Genomic DNA, 19378 nt, shown 5'->3' on the forward strand with positions numbered 1-19378 from the left:
ATCAGTGGGCGACGGCGCGGACGCCGCCGATGGCCAGCAGTTCCTCGCACTCCGTCAAACCGTCCGGCGTGCCGATGTGGAACCACAGGCCGTCATGGGCGACGCCGTACAGACGTCCGGCCTCTTGCGCGCGGTCCCAAATCAGGTTGGTGGAAAAGGCGCCGTCGGGGGTGTCTTGCGCGAACAGCTCCGGCTTGACGATCTGCACCCCGGCGAAGACGAAGGGCGACAGCTCGCTCTCGCCGCGCCGGGTCAGACGGCCCAACGGATCCATGTGGTAGTCGCCCGGCCCCTCATAGCCCGCCGATTTGGTCGTCGCCATCATCAGCAGCAGGGCGTCCATCGTCTCGGGATCCCAGAAGGCGGCCAGCCGCTTCAAGGCCGGGGTCGGGCCGTCCAGCCACAGGATGTCGGCGTTCACCGTCAGGATCGGCGCGTCGCCCAACAGCGGCAGGGCGTGTTTGATTCCGCCGCCGGTCTCCAAAATCCGCTTTTCCGGCGAGGCGACGATGGTCGGCGCGCGGCGGTCGGCCAGATGATCGACGATCATGCCGCCCAGATAATGGGTGTTCACCACCGCCGTGGCGACGCCCGAGGCGGCCAGCCGGTCGAGCGCGTGGTCGAGCAGCGGCTTGCCCAAAATCGGGATCAACGGCTTGGGCCGGTCCAGCGTCAGCGGGCGCATGCGCAGGCCAAGACCGGCGGCCAGCACCATGGCAGTTTTCGGAATCGAAACGGGGGTGGTCATGTCAGGTCGTCTCCGGAACGACAAAATCAGCGCGGGTTCCCGGCGGCAGGCGGCGGGCGAACCAGGCGGCGACCGGAGCCAGCTCCGGCTTCGCCAGATGGTTTTCCAGCAGACGCCAGACGCGCGGCAGGTGGGACAGATAGGCGCGGCGGCCCTGGACCAGCGCCAGACGAACGAAAATGGCGATGATCCGGGTGTGGCGCGCCGCCGCCAGCACGGCCAGCGCGCGGCGGAACTCCGCCGGATCCAGCGCCGGGAAGGCGGCGAGATAGCGGGCGGTCATCGCGTCCGCCAAAGCGGCGGGAACGTCGCGGCGGGCGTCCTCCAGCAGCGAGGCCAGATCATAGGCGGTCGGGCCAAGCCCGGCCCCCTGAAAGTCGATCAACCCCGCCGCGCGCACGCCCGGGCGCGGCAGCCGCATCAGATTTTCGACGTGATAATCGCGCAACAACAGGGAGCGCGGCCCGGCGCAGACCGGCTCCAGCACCGCGCGCCAGGACGTTGCAAAATCGGAACGATCCTGCGCGCTCAAGGGGCGACCCAGCGCCGCCGGGCAATAGCTGTCGGCGAACAGCAGGGTTTGCTCGATGAAAAGGTCGGCGTCGTAGAGCGGCAGGCCCAGCCTTTCACCCTCCCCCTCCGGCCAGGAGCGATGCAGGGCGATCAGCGCGTCGGTCGCCAGGGCGTAAAGCGGTTCGGCCTCCGCCCCGTCGGCCAGCAAGCGAAGGAATGTTTCGTTTCCAAAATCATCCTGCACCGCCAGACCACGCGCGCAATCCGCCGCGTGGATGACGGGAACCGACAGGCCGATACGGTCCAGGACGCCGCCAATGGCGATGAAAGGAACCAGATCCTCGGCGGGGACCGGGGTGTCGACCAGAATCAGGCTGCGGCCGTCGGGGCGCGTCAACCGCTCGTACCGGCGGGCGGAGGCGTCGCCCGCCAAAGGGACGCGGGCGGCGTCGGCCAAGCCGTGGGCGGCGAGGAAGGCGGCGATCTCGGCGGCGCGCGCGGCGGCCTGGACCGTTGGAGCGTCGCTCATCACAGCGTCCAATCGGCGGCGGCCAGACGCGCGGCCAGCGCGCCATGCCCGCTCAAAGACGCGCGGCGCGCCGTCGGCCCGTCAAAGCTCAAGGCCAGCTCGACCCGGTCGGCGGGCAGCAGCGGCCCCAGCCGATCCGGCCATTCGACCAGCGCCACGGCCTCGGCCCGCGCGTCGTCCCACCCCAGTTCGATCACCTCGTCGGGACCGGACAGGCGGTAAAGGTCGAAATGCCACAGCGGCCCGACGTCGGTGTCGTAGGTCTGCACCAGGGTGAAGGTGGGCGACGGCACTTCGGCGTCCGGCGTGGTGACGCTGCGGATCAACGCGCGGGAAAAGGCGGATTTCCCGGCCCCCAGATCGCCGCGCAGCGCCACCAGATCGCCCGGACGCAGCAACGCGCCAAGGCGCCCGGCCAAACGCTCGGTCGCCGTTTCGTCGGGAAGGGTCAGGGACAGGGTGAAAGCGGAGTCCAGCATGGGCCGGATACTGTGCGAAGCGCCCATCCGCCCGCAAGCCGGAAAGCGGGGAGCGCGACGTCACACGGTCCGATCAGGCCGTCGGCTCAGCCGCCGATCCGGCGGCGCCGGGCCGCCGGGCGGAACTCCGGCCCGCTGTCGGCGGGGGCGGCGTGCGTCACCACCAGACGCGGCGCCTTGTTGAAATTCATCGTAATCATCAGCGTCAGCGCGCCGTTGATGATGTAGAGCATCTTGTCCGACGCCACCGGCAGGGGAATGCGCCGGTTCATGCAATGGGCGACCAGGGCGGCGGCCACCTCCGTTTCCGGCAGGGTCAGGGTTTCCCGCGTTCCGTCGTCATGAACGACGGTCAGAATCGTCTCGACGCCCTCATTGTCTTGATAAACCACCTTGTCCACCGTGCCGGTCGGCAACGGCTCGTTCATCCGGCGGCGGCGGTCAAGAATCGCCTTGACCACCTCTTGTTCGGTGAAGACCAGACAGCGCAGCTCTCTCATTCATGGCCTCCACCAGGACGGGGCCGGATTGCGGCGGCTCCCTCGTCATTCTCCGGCGGGAAACGGCCCCGCGCAACCGACGAATTCCGTCAAATTCCCCCAAACCCGCCCAATCAGGGTTGTCCCCAGGCCGCGCGCGCCAGACGCGACGCCCCTGCGCTGTCGGCGGGGGTTGACCCCGCTGGAAAATCGGACAATGGATGACCGTCGTCTCCCCCTATCCGATGTCAAGGAACTGGCTTTCATGTCGCAGAATGTCCACCGCACCGATGTCGTCATTGTTGGCGCCGGTCCCGTCGGGCTGTTCGCCGTGTTTGAATGCGGCATGTTGAAAATGCGCTGCCATGTGGTGGACGCGCTCGACATGGTCGGCGGCCAATGCACGGCGCTGTACCCGGAAAAGCCGATCTACGACATCCCCGCCCACCCGGCCATCGAGGCCGCCGCCCTGATCGACCGTCTGGCCGAACAGGCCGCGCCCTTCGCCCCCACCTATCATCTGGGCCAACAGGTCGAAAAACTGACCCGCAGCGACGAAGGGCGCTGGCTGGTCGAAACCAACAAGGGCGTGCGGATCGACGCCCAGGCGGTCATCATCGCCGCCGGTTGCGGCGCCTTCGGCCCGAACCGCCCGCCGCTCGACGGGTTGGAGTCGTTTGAAGGAACGTCGGTCTTCTACATGGTGCGCCGCCGCCAGGATTTCGCCGGAAAGCGCGTCGTCATCGCCGGGGGCGGCGATTCGGCGGTCGATTGGGCGCTGTCGCTGGCCGACGTCGCGGAAAAAGTGTCGCTGGTCCACCGCCGCGCCAAATTCCGCGCCGCGCCGGAAAGCGTCGCCCGCCTGGACGCCTTGGTCCGCGAGGGCAAGGTCGAGATGGTGGTCCCCTATCAACTGGCCGGGCTGGAGGGATCCGACGGTCAATTGACCGCCGTGCGCGTCGCCACCCTGGACGGCGTGGAAAAGGCGGTTCCCGCCGACGCCATGCTGGCCTTCTTCGGCCTGTCGATGAATCTGGGGCCGATCGCCGATTGGGGCCTGGATCTGGAGCGCAGCCACATCGCCGTGTCGCTGCCCGGCTGCGCGACCAGCGCGCCCGGCGTCTTCGCCATCGGCGACATCGCCACCTACCCCGGCAAGCTGAAGCTGATCCTGTGCGGCTTCTCCGAAGCGGCCCAGGCCGCCCACGCCATCCACCCGATGGTCCATCCGGGCGAAGCCCTGCATTTTGAATATTCGACGTCCAAGGGCGTGCCGGGCGCCTGAGCGGCGATGGCGTCATCCCAAAGGCATAATTGACCCAAGCACCTGATATTTATATATTTCCCACTCCTCGCACCGAAATTGGCGCATGGAGTGGGAAATTGTTTTATTATAATGATTTAACTGATATTCAGCGCAAACTCTTCGTCGACCTTCGTCAGGTGTACGAGGTGTATCGCCTCTCCCAATCGCAAGCCGAACACTACGCAGGCTCCATGCGTTGGCGGGAGAAAAACGGAACCGACTATCTGTTCCGCAAGATCGGCTCCGCCGAAAAAAGCTTGGGCGTCCGAAGCCCACAAACAGAAAACAGTCACGCGTCGTTCCTGGAGGGGCGCAAAAAGATCAAAGAGCGGTTGGCTGGGCAGACGAAAGCTCTTGATGTCCAAGCCGCCTTGGCGAAAGCGTCCGGTGTAGGTCGTGTTCCACGCATCGTCGCGCAAATCCTTCGCAAGCTTGATGATGCGCAGATTCTTGGGCACATCAGGATCGTGGGTACGAACGCCCTGTTCGCCTATGAAGCCCTCGCCGCCGTCACCGTGGCTGGCGACGCGCTGGCCACAGGAGACATTGATTTGCTGATCGACGCCCGCCGTCGGTTGCGAATCATGATCCCCGACAAGACCGAGCGCTCCGTCGCCGGACTGGCCAAGCGCATCGACCCAAGCTTTGAAATCCTTCCCGGAAATCCGTACCGGATGGCCAACAGCAACGGCTTCATGCTGGATTTGATACGCCCACAACCAAACCCGGCTTGGAAGGAAGAAGCCGGAGCGCAGCTTGCCGACGGCGACCTTGTTCCATCGCCAATCGAAGGCTTGCAATGGCTGGTCAACGCGCCGCGCATCGACGCCCTGGTGGTTGACGTGAATGGATACCCCGCGCCAATCACCGCGCCAGATCCCCGAATCTGGATGGTTCACAAGATGTGGCTGTCCGCGCGCCCGTTGCGGGATCCGGTGAAAGTGCAACGCGACGTCGCTCAAGCCCATCTGATGCGGGAACTCTTGATGGAAAAACTTCCTCAATTCCCGCTGGATGACGTGTTCTTCAACAGCCTGCCCCATCCGCTGCGGGCGGTTTCTTCATCGCTGCGCCCCCCACCGCCGCCCCTCAACGACGAAGACGACGACGTCTTTCCAACACCAAAATGGTGACGGCTTTTTGCCCACAACAAGACAGGCCGCCGGATGGGGGATCCGGCGGCCTGCGTCTTGGCGGCGGCTGCTTGGGGGGCTGGGGATCAGCCGCCGCTCAGGGGGGAAGCGTGGGGTCGGTCTCCTTGGTTGCACGGGGTGATACGGTGGGTTGAGCGCGACTCCTGCGCTTTATTTGACGTCCTGCGGCTTGTCGGCGGGACCGCCATGACGCATGCCATGCCCCATGCCGCCGCCCATGCCGTGGCCACCCATGCCCGGCCCGCCGCGATGGGACAGCAGGCTGTCGGCGGTCTTCTGCTGCTCCGGCGTCAGTTGGGCGTACAGGTCGGTCAGGGCCGGACGAACGCCCTGGAGCTGCTGGAGATGCGTCTGCATCATGGTTTCCATCCGCTCAAGCCGCTGCGGCAGCGCGGTCGGCGTCGGCTGGTCCTTGAACTTGGCGCACAGGTCCTGCGTCGGCTTCAGGCTGGCGCGGGCGGCGTCGGCGAACTTGGTCCAAGCCGGGCGCTGCGCGTCGGTGATCCGCAGCTTCTTTTCGGCGAAGGCCAGCTTGCCCGCCAGATGGGCGTCCTGGTCCTCGCACATCCGGCCGAAGTGACGATCCGGTCCCTGGCCCGGCCCGCCCATGCCCGGCGCGCGGTCGGGCTGGGCGAAGACCGGCAGGGCCAGGCCGAGGCCAGCGATCAGCACGGCGGAGGTCAGAAGGGCGCGTTTCATGGTGGGAACTCCATTGAGAGTGCGAATGGAAAAGCGATGTCGGAGGGAGGGGCGGCGAGAGAAGCCGTGTGAGGCGCCGCGTTCCCGATGACCAGACGATGCGCCCCCGACGTTGCCGAACGATGTCCGCAACCCGGTCATTTGGTAACGCTGTGTAACCGCAGGAGTTCCCGTAACCGAACGTTACACATTTCCCCTTCACCTGCGCCGCGCCCCGCCCGATCATGGTCGGCATGGACCGCATCCCCCATCTTCTGGTCGTCGATGACGACCGCGAAATCCGCTCGCTCGTCGCCCAGTTCCTGACCAAGCACGGCTTCCGTGTCACCGGGGTCAAGGACGGGGCGGAGATGCTGCGCACGCTGGACAGCGCGCGCGTCGATCTGATCGTTCTGGACCTGATGATGCCGGGGGAGGACGGGTTGTCGCTCTGCCGCCGCCTGCGCGGCGCGCCCGCCACCGCGCAAACCCCGGTCATCATGCTGACCGCGATGGGCGAGGAAACCGACCGCATCGTCGGGCTGGAGATGGGGGCCGACGATTATCTGGCCAAACCCTTCAGCCCGCGCGAGCTGCTGGCCCGGATCAAGGCGGTGCTGCGCCGGGCCTCGGCCCCGCCGGTCGCCGGGGGCGGGGCGACCGGCACGGTGATGCGTTTTGAAGGCTGGTCGCTGGACGTCACCAAGCGCGAGCTGCGCTCCGCCGACGGCGTGCTGGTGCAACTGTCCGCCGGGGAATACGACCTGCTCGTCGCCTTCGTCGAACACCCCCAACGGGTGCTGAACCGCGACCAGCTTCTGGATCTGGCGCGCGGACGGTCCGCCGTGCCGTTCGACCGTTCGGTCGATGTCCAGGTCAGCCGCCTGCGCCGCAAGATCGAACCCGACCCGGCGGAACCGACGCTCATCAAGACGGTGCGCGGCGGCGGTTATCTGTTCACCCCGACCGTCAGCGCGGGCGCGTGACCATGACCGCCAAAGCCCTGCGCCGCTTCGCCTTTCCCGACAGCATCGCCGCTCGCATGGCCTTGACCGTCGTGCTGGCCCTGCTGCTGACCCAGGCGGTCAGCGCCCTGATCTATCTGACCGACCGCAGCGAAGGGCCGCCGATCCACGGCCCCGGCGTGCTGATTCAGCGCGTCACCGCGATTGTCCAACTGGTCGAAAGCACGCCGCAGACCGACCGCGACCGTCTGGTCGGGGCGCTCGACGATCCGGTGTTGCGGGTCGAATGGGCGCGCGAACGCCCGCCCGTCCGGCAGGATATGGGCGGCGGGCGGTGGGACGGGCTGCGGCGGCATCTGCGCGAATCGCTGGGGTCGCCCGCCCGCGCCATTCTGGTCGAGGTCGAGCGGCGCCCCGGCCCGAATGGCATGCGCCGCCCCGACGGATCGCCGCCCGGCGACGGCCCGCCCCCCGACCTGCGCCGCCCCTTTGGCCCGCCGCCCTTTCCCGGCGAATCCGACGAACGGCGCTGGGGGCCGCATGTCCGGCTGTCGGTGCAACTGGCCGACGGCTCTTGGCTGAGTTTTTCCGGCGGCGATCCGCTGGACGGGCCGTTCCGCCTGCTGCGCTTCGCCCTGTGGATGGGCGGGGTGGTGGCGGTGATTCTGGCGCTGTCGCTGCTGGCGGCCCGACGCTTCACCGCGCCGCTGGCCGGATTCGCCAGCGCCGCCGAACGGCTGGGCGTGGGCGAGGGGAGCGAGCCGCTGCCCGAAACCGGCCCGCGCGAGCTGCGCGCGGCCACCCGCGCCTTCAACCGGATGCAAGGGCGGCTGGCCCGCTTCGTCGCCGACCGCACGCAAATGCTGGCGGCGATCAGCCATGATCTGCGCACGCCGCTGACCCGCCTGCGCCTGCGCGCCGAGTTGGTGGACGACCCGGAGATGCAGCGCCGGATGCTGGCCGATCTGGACGAGATGGAGGCGATGATCGCCGCCACCATGGCCTTCGCCCGCGACGACGCCAAACGCGAGCCGCGCGGGCGGCTGGATCTGGCCGATCTGCTGCAAAGCCTGTGCGACGACCGCGTCGATTCCGGCCATGACGCCGTCTATGACGGCCCGGCCCACGCGGTGGCGGAGGGTCGCCCGGTGGCGTTGCGCCGCGCCTTCGCCAATCTGATGGACAACGCCATCGCCTATGGCGGCGGCTTCGTCATCCGTCTGACGCTGGAGGACGGCCACGCCCGCGTCGCCATCGAGGACAACGGCCCCGGCATCCCGGCGGACGAGTTCGAGAAGGTCTTCGCCCCCTTTTACCGGCTGGAGCGTTCCCGCTCGCGCGACACCGGCGGGGTTGGGTTGGGGCTGTCCACCGCGCGCACCATCATTCGCGGCCATGGCGGCGACATCGCGCTCGAAAACCGGGCGGAGGGCGGTTTGCGGGTGACGGTGACGCTGCCGCGCTGAGCCTTACTCACCCACGCGCCCCGTTCACCGACGCCCACAGCGGCAGGACGATGCGGACCAGACCGCCGCGCCCGTTGCTGTCGTCCGGCTCCAGCCGCCCGCCATGCAGTTCGGCGACGTTGCGGGCCAGCGACAGGCCAAGCGCCGCCGTGGCCGCCTGCGCGTGGTCCCCTGGCGGAAACGCGGCTCCGCTGACCGACAGCGTCACCCGGTCGTCGGACCGGACGCCGGACAAACGGACGCGTCGATCCGGCGGCGGGTTGCGGATGACCGCGACCACCAGGGTGAACAGCGCCTGTTTCAACCGCTTGCCGTCCCCCTCGATCACCCCCAAGCTGGCCGGAGCGTGGAGTTCCAACCGCAGCCCCGACCGCCGCGCCCATTCCCGCGTCAGATTGGCCACCCCGTCGAGCAGTTCCGCCACATCGACCGCCCCACGCTCCAACGTCGTGATCCCGGCGCCCAGGCTGGTCAACTCGGCGGCGTCGCCGATCAACTCCAACACCCGCCGTCCGGTGGTCAGCACGCCCTGGACGCAGCCCGCCTGCGCGTCGCTCAGCCTTCCCGACTCCGGCGCGGCCAAGGTCTCGGCCAGACCGATGATGGCGGTCAGGGGGGTGCGCAAATGATGCGCGATGTTGGCGATGAACTCGCCCTTCACCTGATCGGCGGCCTCCAACGCGGCGTTGGACGCGCGCAACGCCTGTTCCAGCCGCGCCCCGTCGGTGACGTCCAGATAGCTGTTCAGCACCGCGCCGTCGGGCAGCGGCAGGGTGGAGAACTCCACCACCGAACCGTCGCTGCGCTCCACCCGGCCCGAACGGACGGCGCGTTCCAGCGTCGCGCCGATCAACTCGTCCTTCAGCGCCTCCCAATCCTCATCCGCCGCCCCATCCGGCGCAGAAGTCGCCCCGTCCACCGAAGCCGGGTCACGATCATCCGAGGGCGCCGCGTGCAAAAGCGGGCGCATCCGTTCGGTCACGTCGGCGATGTGCGGTTCCCCCTGCAAATCCTCGTCATGCAAATCCCAGACGCGGGCGAAGGCCGGGTTGAACAGCTTCAAGCGGCCATCGCCGCCAAACACGGCGATGCCCTCGGCCAGATTGTCCAGCGTCTCCCGCTGCACGGCCATCAGGGTGTTGTAGGAGGATTCCAGCGCCAGCGTGTTGGTGACGTCCTCCAGAATGGTGATGAGTCCGCCCAACGGGTGGGGGGCCGCCATGTGGCGCAGCGTCGTGCCGTCGGGCAGATGGAGAAGCTCCTCCACCGGCTCGATCAAATGGGTGTAGCGGGTCAACCGCTCGCGCTTGAAGGTCTGGTAATCGGCGTATTCCGGCAGGCGGCGGCGGCTGCGCAGCTCCTCCAGCACTTCGGCGTTGGTCGGCTCGCCGCGCAGCCACGCTTCCTCCAGATTCCACAGGCGGGCGTAGGCTTGGTTGAAGAATTTCAGACGGGTGTCGGCCCCGAAAATGGCGATGGCGCTGCCCAGCCGTTCCAGCACCTCGGCGTGGGCGGCGAGATGGCGGTTGAGTTCGTCCCGCGCCTCCTCCAACGGCGTCTGGTCCAGGGCGTAGCCGACCAGTTGGACTCCCCCGCCCGCCGCCTCAGGGTGGGAGGCGGGCAGCGGCGCTTCGGTGACGTCCAGCAACCGACGCTCGGCGCCGATGACGATCGGAAAACGCGCCGACTGGGCGAATCCGCCGCCGCGCGCCTGTTCGGCCAGCGCCCGCCCGGCGCCGCCGGGGGCCAGTTCGGTTTGTTCGGCCAGAACGGCGGCGGGGGCGGCGTCCACCGCGCGGGCGTAGGCCCGGTTGCACCAGGACAGATTCAGCGCCCCGTCGCGCAGCCAAACCGGAATCGGCAAGGCGTCAACGGCGGCGCGCAGATCGGCCAGGGCGGTTTCGGCGGCGGCGCGGGCGGCGTCCTGATCCCGCGCCGTCGCGGCGACTGCGGTGACGTCCTCGATCCACACAACGCTCCAAGACGCCGCATCCGCCCCGCCCCGCCGCCCGGTCAGCGCCAACGAACGGCCATCCGCCGTCTGCGCCACGCAACGGAACGGGGTTCCGTCACGGCGCAGCCCCGCCAGCGCGTCGGCCAATTCCGGGGCGTTCAAGGTCTGGGGCAGCGCGTCGGCGTGGTCGATTCCCAACAGGACGCCCGCCTCGACGGACAGGCGCCCCACCCCCGCCGCGTCCCAGGCGCACCAGGGCCAGGGCGCGGCTTCCAGTTGCGCCGCCAGGCGGTCATGATCGGCGGCCAGACGCGCCGCCGCCTCCCGCGCCATGGCGTCTTGTTCGGCGGCGCGCCGCCGGTTCGCCTTGCTCCAGAACCAGCCGACCAAACCCGCCACGTCCGCCATCCCCGCCCGCGTTTCCGAGCGAACGAGACTAGTTCACCCCCCGGACGCGAACAAGGCGGGCGCGCGGATTACGACGGCGGCGGCGCCGGTTGACGCAAGGCGCGGATGGCGTCCTCGACCTCGGGGAAGGCCTGGGTCATGGCCGCCGCGTGAGTCCGCGCGTCGCTCAGCCGTTCTTCGATGACGGCGCGCTCCATCGCGGTGCAATGGATGGCCAAGCGCTTGGCCCCCGCCGTGCGCGCCGCCCCGGCGGCGGAATGGGCGGCGGCGCGGGCGTCTTCCAACTGGCCCGCCGCCAGAGCGGCCAGCGCCTGATCCAGCGTGGGGCGGGTGGTTTCCAGGAAATAATCCATCATGTCGAGCGTCCCGCCATCCAGCGAACCAAAGGTTTCGCGCAGATGGTCAAGATCCAGCACCAACGCGTCTGGCGGAATGGGCGGTGGCTCGACAGTCGGCGATTCCGTGGCGGGCGGCTCCGTGGCGGGCGGCTCTAGGGCGGGCGGCTCCGTCACAGCCGGTTCGGCGGGCGGCGGGGCCGCGACCAGCCAGCGGTTCAGCGCCGACGCCAGTTGCGTCAAGGTGACGGGCTTGGCGAGATAATCGTCCATTCCGGCGGCGACGCAGCGCTCCATTTCACCCGACAGAGCGTTGGCGGTCATCGCCACGATGGGCAAGCGTCGCCCGTCGCCCGCCGCCGCCTCGGCCCGGCGAATGCTGCGCGCCAGTTCATACCCGTCCATGCGCGGCATGTGGCAATCGGTGATGAGCAGCCGGAAGGCCCCGCGCCGCCACGCCCCCAACGCCTCCACCCCATCTTCGGCCAGTTCCGCCTGAAACCCCAGGCGGCGCAGTTGACGCAACACGACCTGCTGGTTGGTCGGATGATCCTCGGCCACCAGGATCACCCCACCGCCCGACAACACGCTGGACGTGGGGTCCGCCGCCATGGCGCCCGAGGGGGCGGACGGCCGCAGAGCCGCCGCCCCGCCCCGCCCGGTCAGCGCCAAAGCCGTCTGAATCAGGGCGGCGCGGTGGACCGGCTGAGCGAGACCGCCGCCCGGCGTCGCCCAACCGTTGGCCGAGGCTGCGGGCATGGACGCGTCGCCAACCAGCAAACGCGGCAGGGAGGGGCCACGGGCGCCGGCCATCGGACCGACGCGGTCGATCAACGACGCCGTCGTCACCAGCAAATCCAAACCCGGCCGGACCAGCCGCCCCGCCGCGTCGGGCGCCGAATCGGCCTCCGCCACCTCCGCGCCGCTGTGGGCCAAATACCGCGCCAGCACGCCGCGTTGAACCGCGTCGGCGTCCACCACCAGAACGGACAGGCCGCGCAACGGCGCGGCCTCCGCCGCCGCCGCCGCCGCCGCCGCCGCCGGGACGGTCGCCAGTTCGACCGTGAACCAGAAGGTTGACCCTCGGCCAGACACCGAATCGACGCCGATCCTTCCCCCCATCATCTCGACCAGACGGGCGCAGATCGCCAGACCAAGGCCAGTGCCGCCAAAGCGTCGGGTGGTGGAGCTGTCGGCCTGGCTGAAGGGTTGAAACAACCGCGCCTGCCCGTCCGGCCCGATGCCGATGCCGCTGTCCTCGACCGCAAAGCGCAGACAAACCCGTGGGGCGCCGTCGTCATCCTCCTTCGCCTCCAACGGGCTGGCGCTCACCCGCAGGATCACGCGGCCATGGTCGGTGAATTTGATGGCGTTTCCGGTCAGGTTGAACAGAATTTGCCGCAGACGGCCCGAGTCGCCGCGCACCATCGGCGGCGTCGACGCGTCAATGTCGCAAATCAGCGCCAACGCCTTTTGATGGGCCTGCGGAGCCAGCAGATCGGCCACCCCCTCCAGCAGCTCCGCCGGTTGGAGATCCTGCTCCTCCAGATCAAGCTTTCCGGCCTCGATCTTCGACAGATCCAGAATGTCGTCGATGATCCGCAGCAGAGAGGTGGCGCTCTCGCGCATCGTCGTGACCAGCGTCCGCTGTTCGGCGTCCAGCGTGGTCAGGGCCGCCAGTTCCAACATCCCCAACACGCCGTTCATCGGCGTGCGGATTTCGTGGCTCATCGTCGCCAGAAATTCGGATTTGGAGCGGGCGGCGACCTCGGCCTGTTCCTTGGCGGCGCGCAGCGCCTCTTCGGCCCGCTTGCGCTCGGTGATGTCGTAGCTCCAGGCCAGCACCGCCGGTTGCCCCTCGAAAGCGGTGCGTTGCAGCGTCTGCAACGCCCAGACGCGGCTGCCGTCGGGCCGGTCCACCGCCACCTCGACGTCGCGGGCGACGACGTCGCCCTCGCCGCCGGGGCCGCCATCGTCCGCAACAGGCTCGGCGGTCGAAGCGGTCCGCCCCGGACGGTGGCGGTGGACGCTGACGCCGGGCATGGCCAAGCTGTTGTGACTGCCGATGAAATCCTCCGGCGCCACCCCGGCCAGTTCGGCGGCGCGCGCGTTGGCGAAGGCGACGCTGCCGTCGCTCCGGCCAATCGACACGCCAACCGGGCTTTGCTCCAGGATCGCCCGCAACCGCCGCTCGCTGTCGCTGAGCGCGCTCTCCCGCGCGCTGATCGCGCCGACGAAATAGGCGAGCGCGCGGGCCATCTCGCCGATCTCGTCATCGCCTTGGACCGGCATGACGACGGCGGCGCCGGACTCATAGGCCATCATCGCCGCCTGAAGCGCCCGCAACCGCCGCACGACGTTGCGGTGGATGTAGAAAAAGATCGCCGCCGCCCCCAAAATCGACAGCGCCGCCATGGCGATGACGGCGCGTTCGCCGTCGCCGATCACCCGCTCAAACTCGGCGGAGCGGCGGGCGATGTCGCGCTCGACCATCAGGAAATAATCGGACACCGTGGCGACCAGCCGATCCGACACCGTCTGATTGTGGGCGGTCGCCCCCTTGATGGCGCGCTGCAAGGCCAACTCGTTAGCCCGCGCGGCGAAGAGGGTGGAGCGGCCAAAGGCGGCGGCGGACAATTCGGCGTGCAGCGCGGCCAGCCGCGTTTTCCGTTCCGCCGACACCCCGTCCAGGGCCGCCCCGGCGCGGTCCAGCGCCCCACGACTGTCGGCGCGCAGACGGTCGAGCCGCGTTTCATGATCGGCCCGCAACGCCGCCAGCAGGATCGTCACCGCCTCGCCCGCCTCGCGGTCCCAGCGGCGGATCGCCTCCACCTCCGCTGGCGAGGCGGCTTGCGCGCTCTCCTCAACCTCCGCCGCGCGCAGACGGGCGGACAGGTCGAGCAGCCCAAGGGCGCGCGCGTTGCTGTCGGCGGTCTGCGCCAATTGGGCGTCAACCTGCGCGTTGAGATTCAGAAGATTGGCGACCAGCTCGTTTTTGCGGCGCTCCAACTCGTTCAGATCGGTCACGCCCTCGCCCTGGCCGCTGGCCAGAAGATGGGCCATCAGCTCTTCCAACAGGACGATCTGGTCGCCCAACCGGGCCATCACCGCTTCGCGCGCCGCCTGATCCTGCACCGCGACCAGGGCCGGGGCGATGGCGGCCACCGTGCCGCTTTGCTGCGCCAATTGCGAGGAGGCGACCAACCCCGGCACCTTGGCCGTGGCGATCTGCTCAAACCCCTGATGAAACCGGGAAAACAAGGATACGGCGACGACGCTGGTCGCGGCGGCGAGGCCGCCGATCACCGTCAACCCCGCCAGAATGCGGAAGGCCACGCTTCGCCGGGGAACCCGCATGCCGTCCCTGCCCCTCCGTCCATCGCCCGGCGATTCGGTCTTGTTGGCATAACACAGCCCGGCCCAGGCGCGCAATTCACCCGCAACGCGCGATTGGGCGCGGAGATCGGCAACCCTTTGGTCTTGGCCCCACGCGCCACACGCCGCCCACACACGTTACCTCAAGGCCGCCGCCTCATGGCATCCTGTCGGCGCCCCCTTGACAGAACGCGCGCGCCACCAACCTCTCAGGCGGTTTGCCGCTTTGACGATCCCAGCCCATCAGGCCCTCGCATGATCCACGCCCTGTCCCTGGCCTTTGGCCAATTGTCCGACCCGCGCACGCGCAAGGTGGTGTGGATCGGCGTGTTCGGCGCCGCCTGCGCCTATGGCCTGCTGAGCGTCGCCGTGTGGTGGGCGCTGTATCACACGCCGCTGACCGGCAACGGTTGGGTCGACGGCGCGCTGGACCTGCTGGGCGGGTTGGTCGTGCTGCTGCTGGCGTGGCTGCTGTTCCCCGCCACCGTCGGCACGGTGTCCAGCCTGTTTCTGGACGAGGTGGTGAACCGGGTCGAGGCCCGGCATTACCCCCATCTGCCGCCGCCCCGCCGGTCGCGCTGGACGGTGGAGTTGGCGACGGCGCTGCGTTTCCTGGCCGTGGTGATCGCCGCCAACCTGCTGGTTCTGCCGCTGTATCTGGCGCTGCCTGGCCTCAACATCTTCATCTTCTACACGCTGAACGGCTATCTGCTGGGGCGGGAGTATTTCGAGATGGTGGCCAACCGGCGGCTGGATTGGCGCGAAACCCGGCTGTTGCGGCGGGCGCGTCCGTTCAAGCCCTTCGCCGCCGGCGTCGTCATCGCCTTTCTTTCGACAATCCCCGTCGTCAATCTGCTGGTTCCCGTGGTCGCCAGCGCCTTCATGGTTCATGTTTTCCAATCCATGACAGGCCCCTTGCGGCGGGTCGGATGACCGTGTTACGCCGCAAGCGGCGCGGTCGCGTCCGGTCCCCGGACGATCCGTCGGCGCGCCGCCCGTCCCGGCCCAGCGTCGCCGTTCTGCCCACCCGCGTTTCCTGATTGGGGATCATCGTTCATGCTGTTCGGACGCAAGACTCCGCCCGCCGCACCCAAACCCGACAGCGCCAGTCCGGCCGCCACCACGGCCCTGGCCCCGGCGGCCAAACCGGACGACGCGGCCACCACCCTGTCGCCGCTGGCCTCGCTGACCGCCATGGCGGACGCCCCGTCCGGCCAGGCCCCGTCCGGTCCGGCGCCCCACGCGGCGCTCGCCGCCGCCGCCCGTCCGGCCTCCTTCGATCCGACGCCTTCCTCCAAGGGAACCGAGATGAACACCAGCAGCCCGAAGCCCCCGACCGCCCCGTCCCTTCCGGGCGCCGGTTACAAGACCGACGTGCCGCGCCGCGTGCTCGACACCCCCGGCGTCAGCCCGCGCCAACCCACCGGCCTTGGCCTGCCCGCCGCGCCGCTGGGCGCCGCCCCCGCCGCGCCGTTGCCCCCCTTGGCCTCGGCTCTGCCGGAACAGCGCCGCCTGACGGTCGGGCGCGACATCTCCCTGTCGGGTGAAATCGGCTCCTGCGACGTGCTGATCGTCGAAGGCACGGTGGAAGCCAAGCTGCGCGAGGGGCGTTCGATCGAGGTCGCCAACGGCGGCCTGTTCAAAGGATCGGTCGAAATTGAGGAGGCCGACATCGGCGGTCGGTTCGAGGGCGACATCGCCGTGCGCGGTCGTCTGATCGTGCGGTCCACCGGACGTATCACCGGCTCGATCAAGTATGGCGAGATCTCGGTCGAGGCCGGCGGCCAACTGTCGGGCGACATCCAGATGTACGCGGCGACGGCCAAGCCGGACGCGTTCTAAGCGTCGTTTCCCGCCTCATTCAACGCGAAAGCCCGGCGCGAACAATCCGCGCCGGGCTTTCGCGCGTCTGGCGCGGCTTCTCCGTCCTGTTCAGGCGATGATCTTGTCCTTGAAGCCGCAGAGATCGGCGACCGAACAGACCGGGCAATCGGGCTTGCGCGCCTTGCAGACATAGCGCCCGTGCAAAATCAGCCAGTGGTGAGCGTGCCGCCGATAGAGCTTCGGCACGACCTTCAACAGCTTGGCCTCCACCGCGTCCGGCGTTTTGCCGGGCGCAAGCCCGGTGCGGTTGCCGATGCGGAAGATGTGCGTGTCCACCGCGATGGTTTCCTCGCCGAACGCCACGTTCAGCACGACGTTCGCGGTCTTCCGACCGACGCCGGGAAGCTCCTCCAGCGCGGCGCGGTCGCGCGGAACCTCCCCGCCATGCCGCTCAATCAGCAATTCCGACAGGCGGATGACGTTCTTGGCCTTGGTGTTGAACAGGCCGATGGTCTTGATGAAGCCGCGCAAGCGCTCCTCCCCCAGATCGACCATCGCCTGGGGCGTGTCGACCTGCGCGAACAAGGGGCCGGTGGCTTTGTTCACTCCAATGTCGGTCGCCTGCGCCGACAGCACGACGGCGACCAGCAGCGTGTAAGGGTTGACGTACTCCAGCTCGCTCCGGGGTTCCGGGTTGGCGGCGGACAGGCGACGGAAGAATTCCTGAACGGCGGCGGGTTTCATGGGGACAGGATAACCGCAATCCCCCCGACCGGGCCAGCGCCGCTTGCGCGCGGACTCGCAGGCATCAACGCAGAACGCCAATCATGTCAAAACTCGTCGCATTTTGAGAGCCTCTTTTGCAAATTGGAAATTGAGATGCAATATAGGAATGAGTTCGCCGCATTTCTTTAACAATTCAGCCTTTCAATGTTTATTAGAATTTGATATTCACAAAGAAGAAGCGCATCCTTCATTGATCGTGCTCGGTGTAACAAGGGCGCCGCCGAAACAGTCGGCGGCGAAGCGGTCCAATCGGAACCAAGCGCATCAAAGGTTCTGGTGACGAGGTGGAGAGATCATGACGGGTTCCTATGCCGTGACCCCAACCAAATGGGGCTTGCATGTTCGCATGCAGGGCGAACTGTCGATGGCGCAGCGCGACGCCGCCATCGCTAAGATCCGGGAGTGTTTTCTGAGCCTGCGTGGCCGTAGCTGGACCAGCCTGATTGAATTCGACCATTTCCAAGCCGAAAATTTCCGGCCTGAGCGGGTCGTGGAGCTGGTCCGTCTGGCCCAATCCTGCGGGCATTTGCGCAGCGCCATCGTGCTGACCGATTGGCAATGGGCCTCCATCATGGCCGACACCATGATCGCCGCCGGGGCTGACGATCAGGTCCGCATCTTCGTCCTGCCCGATTGGGCCAACGAGGGCTGCGAAATCGCCATGCCCTGGGTGCTGCACGGCGGCGTCGTTCCCCTGGTGTCCGAAGCGGCCTGACGGTCAATCGAGCGGGCCTCCGCAGGGTTTCCGAACTCCGCCCACAGAAAACCTGCTGAGCCGGATCTTCGCCGTTCTCCCGCCTGGCCTTCTCCGATACTCTGGTCCAATGCCCAGCGACGGATCCACAGGCGGCGCGTCCCGTGTGTTTTTCGACGCCATCCTCCACCCGCACCGCAGTTCGGGGCGCGGCGGCGTTCGCGTCCTGATGGGCGTCGTCATCGCCCTCAATCTGTTGATCGCCGGGGTGTTTTGGGCGGTTGGCGCGTGGCCGGTCGCACCCTTTTGCGGTTTGGACGTTCTGCTGCTGTGGCTGGCCTTCCGCGTCAACGCCCGCGCCGCCCGACGCTATGAACAAATTCGCCTGACCGACGCCGATCTGACCGTGCGGCGGGTGGACGAACGGGCGCGGGAACGGCTGACGCGCTTTCATCCTTACTGGCTGCGCGTCCGCCACGACGACCAATCCGCGCACGGCCCGCAGGTCACGCTCTCGTCGCACGGGCGATCGGTGGGCGTCGGCTCCTTCCTGTCGCCGGAGGAACGCGCGGCCTTCGCCGTGGCGCTGGATGACGCGCTGCGGGCGTGGCGCCGCCCGCCCTGCCCGCCCGCGCCCGCCGGATGAGCGTGTGACGCCCGCCCTGGACTCCGCGCGACGCGGCAGCCTGTTGGCCGACGCGCTGACCATCCTGCAACAACGCGGGGCGGACGACGCGGCGCTCGACCGGCTGGCCGACTCGGCGGGGCTTGCTCCCGAGGCGTTGCGACGCCTGTTCACCCACTGGGCCGGGGTTGAGCCGGAGCGCTTCGTCGCCTTTCTGGCCCCCGACCACATCGCCCGGCAATTGACCACCCCCGCGCCGGACGCCCCCGACGCGCCGGTGGTGGAGACGCTTTCCCCCGCCGACGCCAAGACGCTGGGGCAGCGGCTGGTCATCCGCTGGGGGTGGCACGACAGCCCCTTTGGCCGCGCCCTGCTGGCGACGAGCGAGCGCGGCCTGTGCTGGCTGGGCTTCGCCACGGCGGAGGATGGCCGCGACGGCTTGGCGGAGTTGGCGGCCTTCTGGCCCGACGCCCGACGCATCGCCGACGACACGGCCACCCGCCCGTTGGCGGAGCGGGTGTTCGGTCTCAGCCCGCTGCCGGAGGAGGGAGCGCTCCCGCCCCCTCCCCACCCCTCCCCCGCTGCGCGGGAGAGGGAGACAGGATCCTTGGCGACGCGCGAAAACCGTTCCCTCTCCCGCGCCAGCGGGGGAGGGTTAGGGAGGGGGAAAAACGCGGTCCAAAGCGCCGACGAACCGATCCGCCTGTTGCTGAAGGGAACCGATTTTCAGATCGCGGTGTGGCGGGCGCTGACGCGCATCCCCTGCGGGGCGGTGGCGTCCTACGAGTCGCTCGCCCAAGCGGTCGGCGCCCCGGCGGCGCTGCGGGCGGTGGGGGCGGCGGGCGGGCGAAACCCGCTGTGCCTGCTGGTGCCCTGCCACCGGGCGATTCAGAAATCGGGAATCATCCACCGCTACCGCTACGGCGTTCCCCGCAAACGCGCCCTGCTGGCCTGGGAGCAGGGGAAACGGGAACGGGCGGCGGCGATGACCGAACCGCCGCCGCCCTACTGGATGCACACATCTTCGGTTTAGGCAACTCATTGGAAGAAAAAGAACTTT

General features: G+C 68.5%; 17 protein-coding genes. 9 read left to right on the forward strand and 8 right to left on the reverse strand.

The window, feature by feature from the left end:
- Position 1: 1 nt before the first annotated feature.
- From ACODS4_RS26610 to ACODS4_RS26625, 4 genes are all read right to left on the reverse strand, one after another.
- Positions 2-748 carry a nucleotidyltransferase family protein gene (locus ACODS4_RS26610; protein WP_488868686.1) on the reverse strand — a complete coding sequence of 249 codons (747 nt, stop codon included), beginning with the start codon at positions 746-748 and terminating at the stop codon, positions 2-4.
- A 1-nt stretch (position 749) separates the two neighbouring features.
- Entirely contained in the window at positions 750-1790 is a 1041-nt protein-coding gene (locus ACODS4_RS26615) for an aminoglycoside phosphotransferase family protein (protein WP_488868687.1), read from the reverse strand.
- The gene (tsaE, locus tag ACODS4_RS26620; protein WP_488868688.1) at positions 1790-2269 is read right to left on the reverse strand and encodes a tRNA (adenosine(37)-N6)-threonylcarbamoyltransferase complex ATPase subunit type 1 TsaE; all 480 of its coding nucleotides are present in this window, start codon (positions 2267-2269) and stop codon (positions 1790-1792) included. The genes ACODS4_RS26615 and tsaE overlap by 1 nt, the downstream gene beginning before the upstream one ends.
- 86 nt (positions 2270-2355) lie before the next feature.
- Complete coding sequence (locus ACODS4_RS26625) at positions 2356-2769, reverse strand: hypothetical protein (protein ID WP_488868689.1); 414 nt, start codon at positions 2767-2769, stop codon at positions 2356-2358.
- Positions 2770-3013: 244 nt separating this feature from the next.
- On the opposite strand from ACODS4_RS26625, the gene ACODS4_RS26630 reads away from it, so the two are divergent.
- Both ACODS4_RS26630 and ACODS4_RS26635 read left to right on the forward strand, forming a co-directional pair.
- On the forward strand, positions 3014-4033 hold the full coding sequence (locus tag ACODS4_RS26630) for an NAD(P)/FAD-dependent oxidoreductase (protein WP_488868690.1): 1020 nt from the start codon (positions 3014-3016) through the stop codon (positions 4031-4033).
- A gap of 98 nt (positions 4034-4131) precedes the next feature.
- Positions 4132-5187, forward strand: a complete 1056-nt coding sequence (locus tag ACODS4_RS26635; protein ID WP_488868691.1) for a GSU2403 family nucleotidyltransferase fold protein — start codon at positions 4132-4134, stop codon at positions 5185-5187.
- A gap of 171 nt (positions 5188-5358) precedes the next feature.
- On the opposite strand, the gene ACODS4_RS26640 is transcribed toward ACODS4_RS26635, so the two are convergent.
- Entirely contained in the window at positions 5359-5907 is a 549-nt protein-coding gene (locus ACODS4_RS26640) for a Spy/CpxP family protein refolding chaperone (RefSeq protein ID WP_488868692.1), read from the reverse strand.
- Between the two features lie 233 nt (positions 5908-6140).
- On the opposite strand from ACODS4_RS26640, the gene ACODS4_RS26645 reads away from it, so the two are divergent.
- Both ACODS4_RS26645 and ACODS4_RS26650 read left to right on the forward strand, forming a co-directional pair.
- Positions 6141-6872 (forward strand): response regulator, encoded by a 732-nt coding sequence (locus ACODS4_RS26645; RefSeq protein WP_488868693.1) that lies wholly within the window; start codon positions 6141-6143, stop codon positions 6870-6872.
- 2 nt (positions 6873-6874) lie between these two features.
- On the forward strand, positions 6875-8317 hold the full coding sequence (locus ACODS4_RS26650; RefSeq protein WP_488868694.1) for an ATP-binding protein: 1443 nt from the start codon (positions 6875-6877) through the stop codon (positions 8315-8317).
- A gap of 7 nt (positions 8318-8324) precedes the next feature.
- On the opposite strand, the gene ACODS4_RS26655 is transcribed toward ACODS4_RS26650, so the two are convergent.
- Entirely contained in the window at positions 8325-10679 is a 2355-nt protein-coding gene (locus ACODS4_RS26655) for a PAS domain-containing sensor histidine kinase (protein ID WP_488868695.1), read from the reverse strand.
- A 68-nt stretch (positions 10680-10747) separates the two neighbouring features.
- Positions 10748-14371: a response regulator gene (locus tag ACODS4_RS26660; RefSeq protein WP_488868696.1), complete on the reverse strand. Its 3624-nt coding sequence runs from the start codon at positions 14369-14371 to the stop codon at positions 10748-10750.
- A gap of 273 nt (positions 14372-14644) precedes the next feature.
- Here ACODS4_RS26660 and ACODS4_RS26665 point away from each other — a divergent pair, with 273 nt between their 5' ends.
- Both ACODS4_RS26665 and ACODS4_RS26670 read left to right on the forward strand, forming a co-directional pair.
- Positions 14645-15322, forward strand: a complete 678-nt coding sequence (locus tag ACODS4_RS26665; protein ID WP_488868697.1) for an EI24 domain-containing protein — start codon at positions 14645-14647, stop codon at positions 15320-15322.
- A gap of 123 nt (positions 15323-15445) precedes the next feature.
- Positions 15446-16231: a bactofilin family protein gene (locus tag ACODS4_RS26670; RefSeq protein WP_488868698.1), complete on the forward strand. Its 786-nt coding sequence runs from the start codon at positions 15446-15448 to the stop codon at positions 16229-16231.
- Between the two features lie 90 nt (positions 16232-16321).
- On the opposite strand, the gene nth is transcribed toward ACODS4_RS26670, so the two are convergent.
- Entirely contained in the window at positions 16322-16957 is a 636-nt protein-coding gene (nth, locus tag ACODS4_RS26675; protein ID WP_119832481.1) for an endonuclease III, read from the reverse strand.
- A 337-nt stretch (positions 16958-17294) separates the two neighbouring features.
- Here nth and ACODS4_RS26680 point away from each other — a divergent pair, with 337 nt between their 5' ends.
- The 3 genes from ACODS4_RS26680 to ACODS4_RS26690 all read left to right on the forward strand — a co-directional run bounded on the left by ACODS4_RS26680 (position 17295) and on the right by ACODS4_RS26690 (position 19351).
- Entirely contained in the window at positions 17295-17714 is a 420-nt protein-coding gene (locus tag ACODS4_RS26680; RefSeq protein ID WP_488868699.1) for a hypothetical protein, read from the forward strand.
- A 109-nt stretch (positions 17715-17823) separates the two neighbouring features.
- Complete coding sequence (locus ACODS4_RS26685) at positions 17824-18339, forward strand: DUF2244 domain-containing protein (RefSeq protein ID WP_488868700.1); 516 nt, start codon at positions 17824-17826, stop codon at positions 18337-18339.
- Between the two features lie 4 nt (positions 18340-18343).
- The gene (locus tag ACODS4_RS26690) at positions 18344-19351 is read left to right on the forward strand and encodes a methylated-DNA--[protein]-cysteine S-methyltransferase (protein WP_488868701.1); all 1008 of its coding nucleotides are present in this window, start codon (positions 18344-18346) and stop codon (positions 19349-19351) included.
- Positions 19352-19378: the final 27 nt, after the last annotated feature.

The sequence above is a fragment of the Azospirillum sp. FG154 genome (assembly GCF_057809575.1).

What these genes read in the sequence shown, in the direction of transcription:
- ACODS4_RS26685 (WP_488868700.1), top strand. Translation starts at nt 17,824, where the DNA reads ATGCCCAGCGACGGATCCACAGGCGGCGCGTCCCGTGTGTTTTTCGAC.
- ACODS4_RS26610 (WP_488868686.1), bottom strand. Translation starts at nt 748, where the DNA reads ATGACCACCCCCGTTTCGATTCCGAAAACTGCCATGGTGCTGGCCGCC.
- ACODS4_RS26625 (WP_488868689.1), bottom strand. Translation starts at nt 2,769, where the DNA reads ATGAGAGAGCTGCGCTGTCTGGTCTTCACCGAACAAGAGGTGGTCAAG.
- ACODS4_RS26670 (WP_488868698.1), top strand. Translation starts at nt 15,446, where the DNA reads ATGCTGTTCGGACGCAAGACTCCGCCCGCCGCACCCAAACCCGACAGC.
- ACODS4_RS26615 (WP_488868687.1), bottom strand. Translation starts at nt 1,790, where the DNA reads ATGAGCGACGCTCCAACGGTCCAGGCCGCCGCGCGCGCCGCCGAGATC.
- ACODS4_RS26680 (WP_488868699.1), top strand. Translation starts at nt 17,295, where the DNA reads ATGACGGGTTCCTATGCCGTGACCCCAACCAAATGGGGCTTGCATGTT.
- ACODS4_RS26665 (WP_488868697.1), top strand. Translation starts at nt 14,645, where the DNA reads ATGATCCACGCCCTGTCCCTGGCCTTTGGCCAATTGTCCGACCCGCGC.
- ACODS4_RS26640 (WP_488868692.1), bottom strand. Translation starts at nt 5,907, where the DNA reads ATGAAACGCGCCCTTCTGACCTCCGCCGTGCTGATCGCTGGCCTCGGC.
- ACODS4_RS26655 (WP_488868695.1), bottom strand. Translation starts at nt 10,679, where the DNA reads ATGGCGGACGTGGCGGGTTTGGTCGGCTGGTTCTGGAGCAAGGCGAAC.
- ACODS4_RS26650 (WP_488868694.1), top strand. Translation starts at nt 6,875, where the DNA reads ATGACCGCCAAAGCCCTGCGCCGCTTCGCCTTTCCCGACAGCATCGCC.
- nth (WP_119832481.1), bottom strand. Translation starts at nt 16,957, where the DNA reads ATGAAACCCGCCGCCGTTCAGGAATTCTTCCGTCGCCTGTCCGCCGCC.
- ACODS4_RS26660 (WP_488868696.1), bottom strand. Translation starts at nt 14,371, where the DNA reads ATGCGGGTTCCCCGGCGAAGCGTGGCCTTCCGCATTCTGGCGGGGTTG.
- ACODS4_RS26645 (WP_488868693.1), top strand. Translation starts at nt 6,141, where the DNA reads ATGGACCGCATCCCCCATCTTCTGGTCGTCGATGACGACCGCGAAATC.
- tsaE (WP_488868688.1), bottom strand. Translation starts at nt 2,269, where the DNA reads ATGCTGGACTCCGCTTTCACCCTGTCCCTGACCCTTCCCGACGAAACG.
- ACODS4_RS26630 (WP_488868690.1), top strand. Translation starts at nt 3,014, where the DNA reads ATGTCGCAGAATGTCCACCGCACCGATGTCGTCATTGTTGGCGCCGGT.